Annotated in this window: 12 protein-coding genes and 1 pseudogene; 7 read left to right on the top strand and 6 right to left on the bottom strand. The window is 36.3% G+C overall.

Annotated features, from left to right (window positions below; all coding sequences use genetic code 11):
• Positions 1 to 621: 621 nt before the first annotated feature.
• Genes Xvie_RS08080 through Xvie_RS08070 form a run of 3 tightly spaced genes read right to left on the bottom strand, consistent with a single transcriptional unit; the run spans position 622 to position 2,906 of the window.
• Positions 622 to 1,395, bottom strand: coding sequence for an amino acid ABC transporter substrate-binding protein (locus Xvie_RS08080; RefSeq protein ID WP_086108813.1), 774 nt, complete (start codon positions 1,393 to 1,395; stop codon positions 622 to 624).
• A 49-nt stretch (positions 1,396 to 1,444) separates the two neighbouring features.
• Positions 1,445 to 2,209 (bottom strand): amino acid ABC transporter ATP-binding protein, encoded by a 765-nt coding sequence (locus Xvie_RS08075; protein WP_086108812.1) that lies wholly within the window; start codon positions 2,207 to 2,209, stop codon positions 1,445 to 1,447.
• Positions 2,187 to 2,906, bottom strand: coding sequence for an amino acid ABC transporter permease (locus Xvie_RS08070; protein WP_086108811.1), 720 nt, complete (start codon positions 2,904 to 2,906; stop codon positions 2,187 to 2,189). The genes Xvie_RS08075 and Xvie_RS08070 overlap by 23 nt, the downstream gene beginning before the upstream one ends.
• Positions 2,907 to 3,635: 729 nt before the next feature.
• Between Xvie_RS08070 and Xvie_RS08065 the strand changes: the two genes are divergently transcribed.
• A complete protein-coding gene (locus Xvie_RS08065; protein WP_086108810.1) occupies positions 3,636 to 5,576 on the top strand; it encodes a YadA-like family protein in 1,941 nt (646 codons plus the stop codon).
• Positions 5,577 to 5,683: 107 nt separating this feature from the next.
• Here the strand turns inward: Xvie_RS08065 and Xvie_RS08060 are convergent, their stop codons facing one another.
• Positions 5,684 to 6,460, bottom strand: a complete 777-nt coding sequence (locus Xvie_RS08060; RefSeq protein ID WP_086108809.1) for an amino acid ABC transporter substrate-binding protein — start codon at positions 6,458 to 6,460, stop codon at positions 5,684 to 5,686.
• Between the two features lie 157 nt (positions 6,461 to 6,617).
• A complete protein-coding gene (locus Xvie_RS08055) occupies positions 6,618 to 7,568 on the bottom strand; it encodes an omptin family outer membrane protease (RefSeq protein WP_086108808.1) in 951 nt (316 codons plus the stop codon).
• Between the two features lie 627 nt (positions 7,569 to 8,195).
• On the opposite strand from Xvie_RS08055, the gene Xvie_RS08050 reads away from it, so the two are divergent.
• Both Xvie_RS08050 and Xvie_RS08045 read left to right on the top strand, forming a co-directional pair.
• Positions 8,196 to 8,900 (top strand): AzlC family ABC transporter permease, encoded by a 705-nt coding sequence (locus tag Xvie_RS08050; RefSeq protein ID WP_139838830.1) that lies wholly within the window; start codon positions 8,196 to 8,198, stop codon positions 8,898 to 8,900.
• Positions 8,897 to 9,229, top strand: coding sequence for an AzlD domain-containing protein (locus Xvie_RS08045; RefSeq protein ID WP_086108806.1), 333 nt, complete (start codon positions 8,897 to 8,899; stop codon positions 9,227 to 9,229). The genes Xvie_RS08050 and Xvie_RS08045 overlap by 4 nt, the downstream gene beginning before the upstream one ends.
• Positions 9,230 to 9,333: 104 nt before the next feature.
• Here the strand turns inward: Xvie_RS08045 and Xvie_RS08040 are convergent.
• Positions 9,334 to 9,915: pseudogene (locus Xvie_RS08040) on the bottom strand (class I tRNA ligase family protein); the annotation flags it as partial.
• A 388-nt stretch (positions 9,916 to 10,303) separates the two neighbouring features.
• Between Xvie_RS08040 and Xvie_RS08035 the strand changes: the two are divergent.
• Genes Xvie_RS08035 through Xvie_RS08020 form a run of 4 tightly spaced genes read left to right on the top strand, consistent with a single transcriptional unit; the run spans position 10,304 to position 13,224 of the window.
• Positions 10,304 to 11,005 carry an AzlC family ABC transporter permease gene (locus Xvie_RS08035; RefSeq protein WP_086108804.1) on the top strand — a complete coding sequence of 234 codons (702 nt, stop codon included), beginning with the start codon at positions 10,304 to 10,306 and terminating at the stop codon, positions 11,003 to 11,005.
• 2 nt (positions 11,006 to 11,007) lie between these two features.
• A complete protein-coding gene (locus tag Xvie_RS08030; RefSeq protein WP_086108803.1) occupies positions 11,008 to 11,352 on the top strand; it encodes an AzlD domain-containing protein in 345 nt (114 codons plus the stop codon).
• The gene (locus tag Xvie_RS08025) at positions 11,330 to 12,355 is read left to right on the top strand and encodes a LeuA family protein (protein ID WP_086108802.1); all 1,026 of its coding nucleotides are present in this window, start codon (positions 11,330 to 11,332) and stop codon (positions 12,353 to 12,355) included. The genes Xvie_RS08030 and Xvie_RS08025 overlap by 23 nt, the downstream gene beginning before the upstream one ends.
• An 11-nt stretch (positions 12,356 to 12,366) precedes the next feature.
• Positions 12,367 to 13,224, top strand: coding sequence for a sugar phosphate isomerase/epimerase family protein (locus Xvie_RS08020; protein ID WP_086108801.1), 858 nt, complete (start codon positions 12,367 to 12,369; stop codon positions 13,222 to 13,224).

Raw genomic sequence — 13,224 nt, 5'->3', positions numbered from 1 at the left:
GGGGCGGAGCAAAAGCGATAAGGAGGCAAAAAAGATGTTCAGTTGATGAGTTGTTTACGGAGCATATTGAATATGTCAGGTTATGTTGATTCTGCTATATGAGTATATTGCTGATGAAAAGAGTATATCGTGACCTCAATATTTTCATATTAGTTATATGGACAATGGTTTTTATGAAAAATATAGAGTACGAAAAAACTTATTACTAGATGGTGGTTTCTTTCTATTTTCTATTACAATGATTTTAATTCATTTATGGGTATTGTCTTTAATTCGTAAAATATTCCCTCTTGTTATTGATCGGGGAAAGCAACTGTTTTATACATGGCATAGGGGAAGAATGTATGTTGCGCGTTACTCACAAGTCGATGTTGTTAATCTCTATGATGTTCTGTATTTAAGAGTTTATGGATTTGACAAAAATAACAAACTGATGATTTATGCTTTTGAACCCCGTATTTAAATCGCTCAGGAGTACCTGATATTGCGTGACCTGAAAAAATAACCAAATAAATACGGGGCTGTAGCCCCATATACTTTGCATAAAATAATTAAATGAAATAATTCATGTTTTGTGACCACTTTTAAAGTGGTCATGCAATCTCTTAAGATTTTCCAGATTTACTTAGAAATATCCACGCCAAAATATTTCTCGGAAATACGGGCATAAGTGCCGTCATCTTTCATCTCTTGCAGTGCTTTATTAATTGCTTCTATCAGTTCCGGATCGCCTTTGCGTAGTAAAACGGCTGATTTACTTGCATCGGATTTCTGGGCGACAACTTTCACTGGAGCATTAGGACGCTGTTTTTTGAAATCGAGGAATGACAAACGATCATTCAGTGTGGCATCAGCGCGCCCGGTAGCAACCAGATCAATGGCTTGGCTAAAACCATCCGTACTGACCAAATTCGCACCATAAGATGTCGCCAGTTGGCCGTAATTACTGGTTAGTGATTGGGCGGAACGTTTCCCTTTAATATCAGTGAATGTCTTAATATCACTGTTATTGTTGCGGGTGATTAACACGACTTGAGAGGTTGTATAAGGAATGGAGAAACTGAATTTTGCTTCTCGTTCCGGAGTGACGCCTACTTGATTGATAACAGCATCAAAACGCTTGGCATCCAGCCCTGCAATTAAACCATCCCATTTGACTTCCAAGAACTCAGGTTTGACGTTCAGGCGACGGGCTATTTCCCGTGCGATATCTACGTCAAAACCGGTTAATTTATTGCTGGCATCGTGGTAGGTAAAAGGGGGATAAGTGCCTTCTGTACCAACCTTAAAGACGCCAGAGGCTTTTATGGCATCGAAATCTTTACCAGCATAGCTGGGGGAAGCAATAGCAAGGGCAGTCGCGCCTGCCAGTAACAAACTCAAAATTTTTTTCATTGCGTTTCTCCGAACAAATGATGTTGCTGATATTAAACGTGACTGCTTGCTAGATTTCCCAATCCGGTAAGGTTTCTGTCAGGGTTGAGATAAACTCGACAGTACGTACTTTACTGGGGCGGGTGAAGATGGTTTTTGCCGGGCCGGTTTCAATAATATCGCCGGATTCCAGAAATACGACATCATGGGCAAGATTGGCTGCCAAACGTAAATCGTGCGTTGCCATTAACATGGTGGTGCCTTCTCCTGCCAGTTGTTTCAAAACGGAAACAACTTCTTTAGATAATTCAGGATCGAGTGCTGACGTTGGCTCATCACACAGCAGTACCTTGGGTGAAGGTGCCATTGCTCTGGCGATTGCCACACGCTGTTGCTGACCGCCCGACAAAGTGCTTGGCCAAACATCCGCCTTGTGTGACAGGCCGACTTTTTCCAGCAACTCAAATGCTCGCTTTCTGGCTCGTTCGCGTGACCATTTCTGTACCCAAATCAGCCCTTCCATAATGTTTTCAATTACCGTTAAATGCGGGAAAAGCTGGAAGTTCTGGAATACCATACCGGTTTGTAGGCTAAAGCGCTGAATTTCCCGATGCGATAGCCGTTCTTTACCGTTAAATGTAATTTGCTCCGTGCCAATTTTCAGCTTGCCGGCTTGTGGGATCTCCAACAGATTAATACAACGCAGTAAAGTACTTTTCCCACTACCGGAAGGGCCGATAAGTGCCGTCAAGCTGCCTTCCTTAATGGTCAGGCTAATATTTTTCAGCACCTTTTGTCCGTCGAAACTTTTTTCAATGTTGGTGAGCTGAATCATCTTTGCCTTCCTTATTGCTGTTTTGTTGGTTACCGCCGTTCTGCTGGGAGAATTTCTTTTCTAAGCGGGTTTGCAGTGCTGACAACACCGAACTCAAGAGGAGGTAGAGAATAGCGACTTCGGTATATAAGATGAGTGGTTGATAGGTAACGGCGGCGACACGCTGTGCCGCCAGAAACATTTCCGGTACGGTAATCACGGAAGCCAGAGAAGTATCTTTTACCAGCGAAATAAAGGTATTGGACAGGGGTGGAATTGAAACTCTTGTCGCCTGCGGCAGAACGATCCGGCGCATTGATTGCCACCAACTCATGCCGATAGAGTGAGAAGCTTCCCATTGCCCTTTGGGAACCGAAGTCAGTGCTGCGCGGATGACTTCTGAGGTATAGGCACCAACATTCAGGGTAAAGCCGATAATGGCAGCAGTGAAGGCTTCCAATGTAATACCTGCGCTGGGCAGGGCGTAGAAGATCAGAAAAAGTTGCACCAACAGCGGTGTACCGCGAATTAACCAAACATAAAACCGAACCACCGCAACCAGTGGTTTAGGCCCATACAGCCTGATTAAAGCAACAACGAATCCCAACGAAATCCCAAGTACGAAAGTAATCAGCGTGAGGGGAATAGTAAATGTGAGACCTGCATAAAGCATCGGCCAAAGGGAATCCAGCGCTAAACTGAGCCAATCTGGGGTCATAGATTCTTCCTAATCGATAAATATTAAAAATATGTTTATTTTTTATAGGCTTGTTTTAATGATGATATGGCAAGAAAAGGTGAACGCTATATACAATAAAGTTATAGCTTAGAACTTTATTATGAGCCAGTGATATTGATAAATGTGGCAAGGAGTAGAGTTATCATAAGCAATGATGTTATTGTGTTTTTAGATTCATATTTAAAATAAATAATTTCATTAATTTGTTTTTAAAGTGTTTTATTAATGAAAATTGTTTTCAGAATTAAATGGTGAATTGATGTAAATTATAATAGTGCGTCTAATTGTTAACTTAATGTGTATTATAGGATAAGTCTTAAATGGTTTATTTAATATCAATAAAATCATAAAATTAGCGATAACAGATAAGATGTAAAAGATCGAATTATTCTGATATACGCATTGTAATGTAAGGCTCATGAATGAAAAAACTTGTCTTTTATTTGGTTTTAATATCTACTGATAGACTCATCTCAATAAGCACACAAGTTTAATTATCTTAATTTTATTTATTAAGTTACAACTTATGCAACATATTCTATTGTTAATTCGCAAGATAAGAACTGTGTTTATTTTGATTTTATATAAATATGTGATTTCTTATAAGGAATTAATAAAGACAGATTGAGTTTATTCTTGGTGTTTCATTGGATTAATTTTTTGCTTTAATAAGTGAATTTATCTATTTTTATCACGGTGAAATAAATAATGAGAAATGTTTTGTTTAAATCAATGGCTTTGTTGATGTTAGCTAGTATGGTATCAGTATCATATGCCAGCAATAATACTGATTCAGAATCAGTGTCAGAATATCCTTTTTTGAATTTGCTAGAATATTTGAGAGTGTATCAGTCTGATATTAAAGAGCATGGATTTAAATATATTGTATCAGATGATAGTAGTATAGATAATAGTAGCCTAGATATAGGAAATAATTATTCCGGCATTGTAAATTCCATTGCAATACTTGAGAGTTCAATTGGAAAACGTGGACATCACTCTGTCGCTTTGAGCCAAGGGTATATTGGCGATAATAGCTGGGATTCTGTTGCGTTGAGCGACGGGCGTATTGGTGATAATAACCCTAATTCTGTTGCCTTGAGCGATGGAATAATTGGCAATTCCAGTTCTAACTCTTTCGCTTTTATAGGAAAAATTGATGATAAGAGTGGCGATTCGGTAGCTATAGGCCATAAATCAAACGTTAAGGCAAAGCAAGGTATTGCAATAGGGCGGAAAGCTATTGCTCATAAAATTTATGGTATTGCTTTGGGGCAATCAGCTATTTCTTCCCATACTAATGCAGTTGCAATCGGGGTAGAGGCCGAAACAGACAGAGATAATTCGGTTTCGTTTGGAAATAGCACTGATATCACTAAAAATAAACAGTTAACAAACATTGCTGATGGCATTAAAGATCAAGATGCAGTGACTTTAGCTCAATTGAACCGCCGTGGTTTCTTTTCCAACCCCACATATACAACCTCATATTTTGTGGGAAGCCCTAATTCTGAAGTAGATGAGAGTAATGTAGTGTCCTTTGGTGATAACCAAACTCAATTACGATTAGTTAATATTGCCGACGCTCAGAACCCGAACGACGCGGTTAATAAAAAGCAGCTTGATGCTGTTAAAAGTAGTGTTATTAATGAATTACAAAAAGATATTGGAGATAAAGCGAGAGGGGCTGTAAAAGAAATAGATGATGCTCTTGTGAAGCTTTCTACAATCCAACAGGTTGTCACGAAATCAGAACAAGCGGCAGCAGGTTCGGCGAAGCAGGCGGACACGGCGAAACAGGCGACCGAGGATTCGGCAACACAGGCGAACACGGCACAACAGGCGGCGGTGCAGTCAGCACAAGCGGCTGCGGATTCGGCAGCACAGGCAAACACAGCACAACAGGCGGCAGTGCGGTCAGCGCAAGCGGCAACGGATTCGGCAACACAGGCGAACACAGCGCAACAGGCGGCAGTGCAGTCAGCGCAAGCGGCAACGGATTCGGCAACAAAAGCGGATACGGCGCAACAAGCGGCCGTGGTATCTGAAACAGTAGTAATTGGTTCGGTAAAAGAGATAGAAAATCATGTGAATACAGCTAAAAATGCAGCAGATAGAGCTGAAAAAAACGCTACAGAAACTGAGGTAAATAAAAGAATCAATTTGGCAACTCAGCAAGAAAGTAAAAAATCAGTTAAAGAAACAAAAGAGTTAAATGAGAAAATCATAACTGTTAAGAAGGCTTCTGAAGAAAGGGCTAATAAGCTTGACGCAAAAGCAGATGATATTTATGAATATGCTCAGGGTGTTAATACAAAAATGGGTGAGTACCATGTTTACTCTGAAAAACGTTTTAACGCCTTAAAATCTGAAATGCGTCAGAATGTTCGTCAATTAGATAACAAAATTAACCGTGTAGAAAAACGTGCTAACGCAGGTATTGCCAGTGTTGCAGCAATGACCAATATTCCTTTCAGTAATGCGAATCGTTTTAGTGTTGGTGTTGGCTTGGGGCAATATCATGATGGCAGTGCTATTGCGGTTGGTGCCCAGACAAAATTGACTGAAAACATAAATATTAAGGCTTCTACAAGCTGGAATAACTCGGATGGTGCGGTATTCGGGGCTGGTTTTGCAATAGGTTGGTAATATCCGATTTCTTTTTACTGATATTCAGTAGTAATAATAATGCAGGCATCAATGACGCCTGCTTTTTCTAAATTCAATAGATACTGATCTTATTTATTTTTTTATTTTTATTGTTCAACAGTTCCCTCAGAAAAATATTTATCCCAAATGCGTTGATAAGTACCATCCGCTTTTATCTCAGTAATGGCTCTATCTACTGCGGCTTTTAATTCTTTATCACTTTTACGCAGCAGTACGGCAGTTTTTGCAGCCTGAGTATCCGCAGCAACAATTTTTACCGGCGCATAAGGGCGATGTTTTTTGTAATCGAGATAAGAAAGTTTATCGTTGATTGTTGCGTCTGCCCGGCCTGTACTTACCAGTTCTATTTCCTGACTGAAACCATTAGTACCTATGATTATTGCACCATAGTTGCGAGCAATCTGGGCAAAGTTATTGGTCAGGGTATGTGCTGATTTTTTTCCTTTTAAGTTGCTAAACGTCTTAATGTCATTGTTGTCTTTTCGGGTAATCAATACCGCTTCTGAAACCACATAAGGCAGGGAGAAGCTGTATTTTTTCTCGCGCTCAGGTGTAATGGCGATTTGGTTCATTACTGCATCGGAACGTCCGGCATCAAGGCCACCAATCAAACCATCCCATTTGCCTTCAACAAATTCAGGTTTAACTTTCATACGCAAAGCAATTTCACGACCGATTTCTACATCAAATCCGGTCAGCTTTCCAGATGCATCATGGTAACTGAATGGTGCATAAGCACCTTCCGTCCCAATTCTGAATATTCCTGTAGATTGAATGTTATCAAGGGTGGATTGTGCATAAGCAAGATGAGAGATATTTAGTTGGAAGATGCTTACCAGTAGTATACTTATGATGGTTTTCATTATATCTCCGAAGGCTAAAATTAAAAATTATGTTTGCTATCATAACGGTGATTACAAAGCCTTCGTATATAAAATAAAGTTATATTCTATTCATTTGTTTACTTATATTAATAGGGGGCAATATTTAACAGGTGCCAAAGGCACCTGTTTTATTAAATTAAAAGCGATATTGAATACCCGCTGTAATATTATAGTTAGTATTTGCAATGCCTGCCGAATTTCCACCAAAGTAAATATATTCCCCTGTTTTTCGATCAAAAATTTCCGTATCTCCTTTACCTTGTGTAAATTTATTCCAGCTTAATTCTGTGAATAATTTAGTGTTCGGATTAATATAATATCCTGCATTAAGAGTGGCAGAATAGTAGAGTGATTTATTGGTTTTTTCACGGTAACTAAGAGGGCCAGGATCTCTACGCAGATAGTGTTCATCATTATCTTTTGCTTGAACCCACGGGCTGAATTTTAGCAATCCATTAAATTCAAAATCGTGGTAACGGTATTGTCCGATTAATCCTATATAGGGAGCACTGAATTTTTGTTTATAACCAATCACAGAAGTATTTGAAAAATCATGGTCACTTCTTTTGTCGTGTTTGTCATACCATATCTGATGACCTCCAATAGCAGTCCAACTGAATCGGGTTTGCTGGTAACCTAATACGCCCCCGAAACTGTAATTAGGTTGTTTTAGTAACCAGCCTTTTAAATGAATATCAAATTCATTGGCATAATTTAGGTTTGTGTTGGAATGGCTCCAGTTAGTCCACATTGCTTTTTCAGGACGCTCCCAATCATAATCATCCATACTGCTATGGCTTGATTCCAATGTTATCCAGCCACGCGCGTTCAGTGTTAAATTTGATAAGATATTCCACGAAATATCACCTTTGATAATTGGGGCATTGTTAATTTTCCAGTTTAGCTCGCTATTTTTATGTCCAGTCTGGGAATTATAGAGGTATTCGTCTGCTTGGCCCCAAAGCCTTCCTAATGAAGTGGTGACTGATACACTATCCGGGTTGTAGTTCAGAGATGCGGCAGTTGAAGTTGTGGCATATGCTAAAGTTAACGGGATGATGCACATGACAATTTTATGCTTTTTCATATGTTATTTCTTCCTGATGATAAAAAATAAATATTAAATTTATTTAAATTAAATATTTATTGAGGTGACCTATTATTTGTTGAGATGACCTATGCTGAGATGAAATAATAAATGTTTCTGAATCTTTATGTTTTTTGTTGTGTAAGGTGTAGTTAAGTTTCTATCATGCTTTTTATAGATATTCCACTATAAATTTACACGGTGATTTAATTAAATGGATTTTATTAAAAAATGCTAATTTTAATGGTTGTTTTTTTCAGTGATTAGGAGTTTCTTTGTATTTTTACTATCATATTAATGATTGGTTTTAATTCTCTGTTTTGCTCTTATTTTGTTATTTTTTATGATTAATATCAGTGTGTTTTTATATGATTCTATTGCTGATGGTGATGTGGTTGCAATTTTTATTAGACTATTTATTTAAATATTTACAACTGTTAGACTGATTCCTGTTCATAAATTGTTGAGAAATTTTTCTTATATTGAAGAGCGTCACAGATATTGATAAACAAATTATAATATCATTAGGTATATTATGCCTTATTTTTCAACGAAATAGCTTATTGGATATATCATTATTATGATGCTAGTCGATTACTCTACAATTTTAAATATAGGTGCTAAGTGTTGAATCCGTTCTTTAGAAAGGGCATGGTTGATTCATTGCCTGTCTGTGTCTCATTTTTTCTTATTTTTGCTTCGATTGGTGCTCTTTATCAAAGCCATGGTGTTCCATTAATGGAAACATTGGTCGGATCATTGTTGATATATGCCGCACCTTTGCAGGTGGCTGCGGTAGGTTATCTGGCGGATGGGGCGGCATTCTCTGTTATCATCTTGGCATTGTTGATTAATTTCCGCTTTTTCCTGATGGCAATGGTAATGTCACAGTATTTTCATGGTATCCCAAAACGAAAGATCCTGCTGTCGATGTTAGGGTTCAGTGCCAGTACTTATACGGTGACGCATTCACATCTCTCTGCAGAAAATATTACGAATGGAAAATCCCAGTTTCATTTTTATCTAGGGGTTGCCATCCCCTGCTTTGTGATTACATTTTGTGCCACTTTGTTGGGATATGTTTCGGCAGAACACTTGAATTATGAATCCGTTTCACTGTTTTTAGTGATGTTGGTTCCTATTCATTTCGCGTCTCTGACAGCCAAGCGTTCCGGTAAAGATATGTCCGTATTGGCGACGGTCATGGGCGGGTTGTGCGCACCGTTATTGAATGAAGTGGATATGAAAGTCATGGATCTGGTCATCCCTATTTTATGTGGAATAGTAATCGCGTTATGGGAGTGGAAAATTAAACAGGATAAAACATCATGATGCTGCTGATAGTATTAATGGGAGTGATAAGTTTTATATTAAGAACAGCACCTTTCTTGATGAATAACAACAGCTTGTTCAAAGGAAAGAGCTTGCTGATTACTTCACTGGATTATGCCATCTGTTTTATTCTGGGTACTATTATTGTCAATATATCATTAAATAATTTATCAATTAGTGAATTAATCGAACAGTTTAATATTAAATATGTGCTTGCATTATTGACGGTTGTTTTGGCTTATTTTATTAGCAAATATACTCATTCGATATTGAAAAGTTTGGTTCTGTCGTTGGCGTTTTTTATGTTGATACAATTTTTGTTGATGTAATTTACGTTTGATAATAGCTGTTGGATTGGTGTGGTTGTAAAATTAAAAAGCCACTGCAATTTTATTTGCAGTGGCTTTATATGAATAAATTTCAACTAAAAAAATTACAGAGCAGCGATAGCCCCTTTCTGCGCCAGTAATTTTTCTTTCGCTGCATTGTTAGTCGCCAAACGTTCGCGCTCTTTGGCAACAACGGATTCCGGTGCACGGCTGACAAAGCCTTCGTTAGCCAGTTTGGTTTCAATGCTGTTGATCTCTTTATCCAGCTTCTCGATTTCTTTATCCAGACGTGCCAGTTCATCAACTTTCGTCTGATCGAATTCAGGGAAAGATTGTAGCATGATGGTATCGGCATCAATGCCTTTGACCACTTTCACCCGTTGCCAGATGGTTTCTGTAATGAATGGAATTATTGGATGCGCCAGACGCAGCAAACCTTCCAACACTTCAATCAGCGTATGGCGAGCCGCGCGGACTTCCGCTTCTGATCCTTTGTTAATAGCTGGTTTTGACAGTTCCAGATACCAGTCACAGAATTGGTTCCACGTGAATTCGTAAAGAATGTTCGCAGCGATATCGAAACGGTAGGTATCCAGCGCTTCGCGGTAGGCTTTAACGGTCTGGTTGAATTCTGCCAGAATCCAGCGATCTGCCAGTGATAGCGACATTTCACCACCGTTCTGGCCTTTATACCAAGAAGATTTATATATAATATGAAATTATATGATGTAATTTAATTTCAATATAAAAATATCATGATAAAAATGATAATTGATAGTTGGTTTTGTAAATGATGTTGATTAATACAATTTTTAATAAGGTATTTATAATTATTGAAAAGGCTCCTCTATTTTATTATTTTTTTATATCTTTTTGATTTTAAGGTATTTTTAATATAGCGCACACAAAATATGAAGACATAAAATATGACTAGTTAAACATATATTAAATGTAAATAATAATCGATCTCATTAAGATGGTATTGAAAACATTGAATTATCATATTTTTTAATGTAATGTTTTTTATGTCGTGATTATTAGTGTGAATTTATTAATATTAAAAGTTGGTGCTCAATGCAAAACTCATTATTCAAAAAAGGAATGATAGATTCTTTACCCGTCTGTATTTCTTTTTTCCTTATTTTTGCTTCTGTTGGTGCTCTATATCAAAATAAAGGAATTTCATTAATAGAGACGATGGCTGGGTCTGTATTCACTTTTGCTGCACCTTTGCAGGTCGCTGTCGTTAATCATTTTGCTGATGGAGTTTTCTTATCAGTGATAATACTGACTCTAATCATAAACTTTCGTTTCTTTCTGATGTCTATGGTTATGTCACAGTATTTTCATGGTATACCTAAGGGACAAATATTATTGTCAATGTTAGCATTTAGCGCCAGTACATACACCGTGACTCACACTCATCTGGTTTCAGAGAAAATTCCTGATGGAAAATCTCAATTTGATTATTATCTAGGTGTATCTATACCAAGTTTTTTTATTGCCGTTTTGGCAACATTGCTAGGGTATGTATCTTCAAATTATTTAAATTATGATTCCATCTCTCTTTTTTTAGTGATGTTAATTCCAATACATTTTTCATCCCTTGCGGCTAAGCGGGCAGGAAAAGATTTTTCTGTTTTTGCTACGCTAATAGGAGGGATATGTGCTCCATTCATAAATGAAATAAATGTTCAACTTATGGATGTCTTGATACCGATTATTATCGGAATGTGTATTGCGTTTTATGAGTTAAGAATTAAAGAGGGAGTCTGATTATGATGCTAATATTATTGATGGGAGCTATTAGTTTCTTTTTCAGGATAATACCATTTTTAATAAGTAATAAAAAAATTAAAAAAGATGGTTTTCTCATTGCTTCATTAGATTATTCTGTATGTTTCATTCTTGGCAGTATTATCGTGAATATATCTCTTGATAATATAAAGATTAGTAATTTAATTTTTGGTTTTGAAATTAAATATGCTCTTGCCATAATTACTGTTATAACCGCTTATTTTATTAGTAAACGCACTGGTTCTATATTAAAGAGTTTGATTATATCATCTGTTTTATTTATCTTAATATCATGGTGGCTGAATGAAAAAAATATGTTTTTTTGATACAACATTAAGAGATGGTGAGCAGGGTATTGGATATTTGCTCTCAAATGAAAAAAAATTGAAATTATTACCACGTTTAATTGATCTAGGTGTTGATTCTATTGAAATTGGTATGGTAACCGATGAATGCAGTGAAAGTTTTTTTTATGAAGCAGCATCATCTAATATAGATTTCAAAGATACATATATTGCTTCATTATGCCGATTGAAACAAGTTGATATTGAAAAAACAATCTTGGCTTTAAATAGATTTAAAAAACCTAAACTAAATTTATTATGTGTTGGTTCGGAAATACATATCAAAAAGAAATTTAATTCAACTAAAAATAATATACTGCTAATGTTAAAGGATTCTTTAGAATATATAATTAATAGTGATTATACAGGTAAGGTATCAGCAATCCTGGAAGATTCATCAAGAGGAAGTTTTGAACTTTTAGAAGAGAAAATTAATTTACTGACATCTTATCATGTCAATGATATCTGTTTTGCAGATACAACAGGTTGTGCTACGCCGTTATACGTTAATAAACTTATTAGCTTTTTTAAAAATAAGTTCCCTGATGTAAGGTTTTCTGTTCACTGTCATAATGATCTGGGTTTGGCGGTAGCTAATTCAATCAGTGCAATTGATGCCGGAGCTGATGAAGTACAGGTCACATTGGGAGGTGTCGGAGAGCGTTGCGGAAATGCTTCATTTGAAGAGGTTATGGCAATCCTTTTTTATAGAAATGAATATAGTAATAGATTTAAAACCGATATCGTTATGAAAGATTTGATTGAACTGTGTAATTTTTATTATGAAGTGATAAATAAACTACCTTATCCAAATAAACCATTATTAGGAAAACATGCATTTTCAACATGTGCCGGTATTCACCAAAGTGGAATCAAAAAATTCCCTGAAACTTATGAATTTATTAATCCAGAACACTTAGGTTTAGAAAGAAGGTTCTATTTTAATAGACTGTCTAGCAATAAAATTTCTCAGCAAGAGTTGTAATAGGAAAGATTATGAATATTTCTCAAAAAATTGGCTTCTCAACAAACATTTTTGAAAATCCGGCAGAAATAGAAGTTCTGGTTGATAAATTAAGTAAGAATTTTAAGAATATTGAAATTGAATTTGAAAAAGAGTTAAGGGATTTAATTGATTATTACCCTGAAAAATGGAATGATAAAATTTCTGTATTGAATAAATTAAAAAAAGAGAATAATCTTTATTATTCTGTTCATGCGCCATATATTGGAATAAAAACAGATATAGCTAACAGTGAAGAGCTAGACAGAATTATTGCTGTTGATTATCTCTCATCATTCATCTATGAAGCTAAGAAGATTGGTGCTGAATACATCACGATTCATCCTGGTTATCTTGAATTTGATGATAATGGGATATTTGATTTTGATTTCAAACAGTTATCTAAATCTATCAAGAAATTATCAGAGATAGCCAAAGAAAATGGCATGACCATTTTATTAGAAAATACAGGAAGTGACAGAGAAAAGTATATCGTGTTAAGTGATGAGCAGCATGAGATCTTATGTAATCAATATGGTGTATTCTTAACACTGGACATTGTGCACTTTGAATCATTTATGCATAAAAAAAGTACTAGAGAATACAATGAAGCATTAAAAAGAGTTATCCCATATATTAAAAATGCACATTTCAATGATGTCCTAAATGGTGAACATGTTCATTTGCCATTAGGTGAAGGGAACTTCGATTATCACAGAGTATTATCTTTCATGGCGAGTGAGGGTTATCAGGGTAATTTTATTGTTGAAGAATCTGGCGGTGGTTTTTCACCAGAAGAGTTTATTGCATCTGGGAAGAGATATATTGAATATTTAAATGGTATGGAATGA

This window comes from Xenorhabdus vietnamensis, assembly GCF_002127535.1.
In the GTDB taxonomy this organism is placed as follows: domain Bacteria; phylum Pseudomonadota; class Gammaproteobacteria; order Enterobacterales; family Enterobacteriaceae; genus Xenorhabdus; species Xenorhabdus vietnamensis.
Note: the sequence above shows the minus strand (reverse complement) of the source record. Positions and strands in the feature narration are given on the sequence as shown.

Excerpts from the sequence above, each read along its gene's own strand:
- Xvie_RS08070 (WP_086108811.1), bottom strand. The coding sequence starts at position 2,906 with ATGACCCCAGATTGGCTCAGTTTAGCGCTGGATTCCCTTTGGCCGATG.
- Xvie_RS08020 (WP_086108801.1), top strand. The coding sequence starts at position 12,367 with ATGAATATTTCTCAAAAAATTGGCTTCTCAACAAACATTTTTGAAAAT.
- Xvie_RS08055 (WP_086108808.1), bottom strand. The coding sequence starts at position 7,568 with ATGAAAAAGCATAAAATTGTCATGTGCATCATCCCGTTAACTTTAGCA.
- Xvie_RS08075 (WP_086108812.1), bottom strand. The coding sequence starts at position 2,209 with ATGATTCAGCTCACCAACATTGAAAAAAGTTTCGACGGACAAAAGGTG.
- Xvie_RS08025 (WP_086108802.1), top strand. The coding sequence starts at position 11,330 with ATGAAAAAAATATGTTTTTTTGATACAACATTAAGAGATGGTGAGCAG.
- Xvie_RS08035 (WP_086108804.1), top strand. The coding sequence starts at position 10,304 with ATGCAAAACTCATTATTCAAAAAAGGAATGATAGATTCTTTACCCGTC.
- Xvie_RS08080 (WP_086108813.1), bottom strand. The coding sequence starts at position 1,395 with ATGAAAAAAATTTTGAGTTTGTTACTGGCAGGCGCGACTGCCCTTGCT.
- Xvie_RS08060 (WP_086108809.1), bottom strand. The coding sequence starts at position 6,460 with ATGAAAACCATCATAAGTATACTACTGGTAAGCATCTTCCAACTAAAT.
- Xvie_RS08065 (WP_086108810.1), top strand. The coding sequence starts at position 3,636 with ATGAGAAATGTTTTGTTTAAATCAATGGCTTTGTTGATGTTAGCTAGT.
- Xvie_RS08030 (WP_086108803.1), top strand. The coding sequence starts at position 11,008 with ATGATGCTAATATTATTGATGGGAGCTATTAGTTTCTTTTTCAGGATA.
- Xvie_RS08045 (WP_086108806.1), top strand. The coding sequence starts at position 8,897 with ATGATGCTGCTGATAGTATTAATGGGAGTGATAAGTTTTATATTAAGA.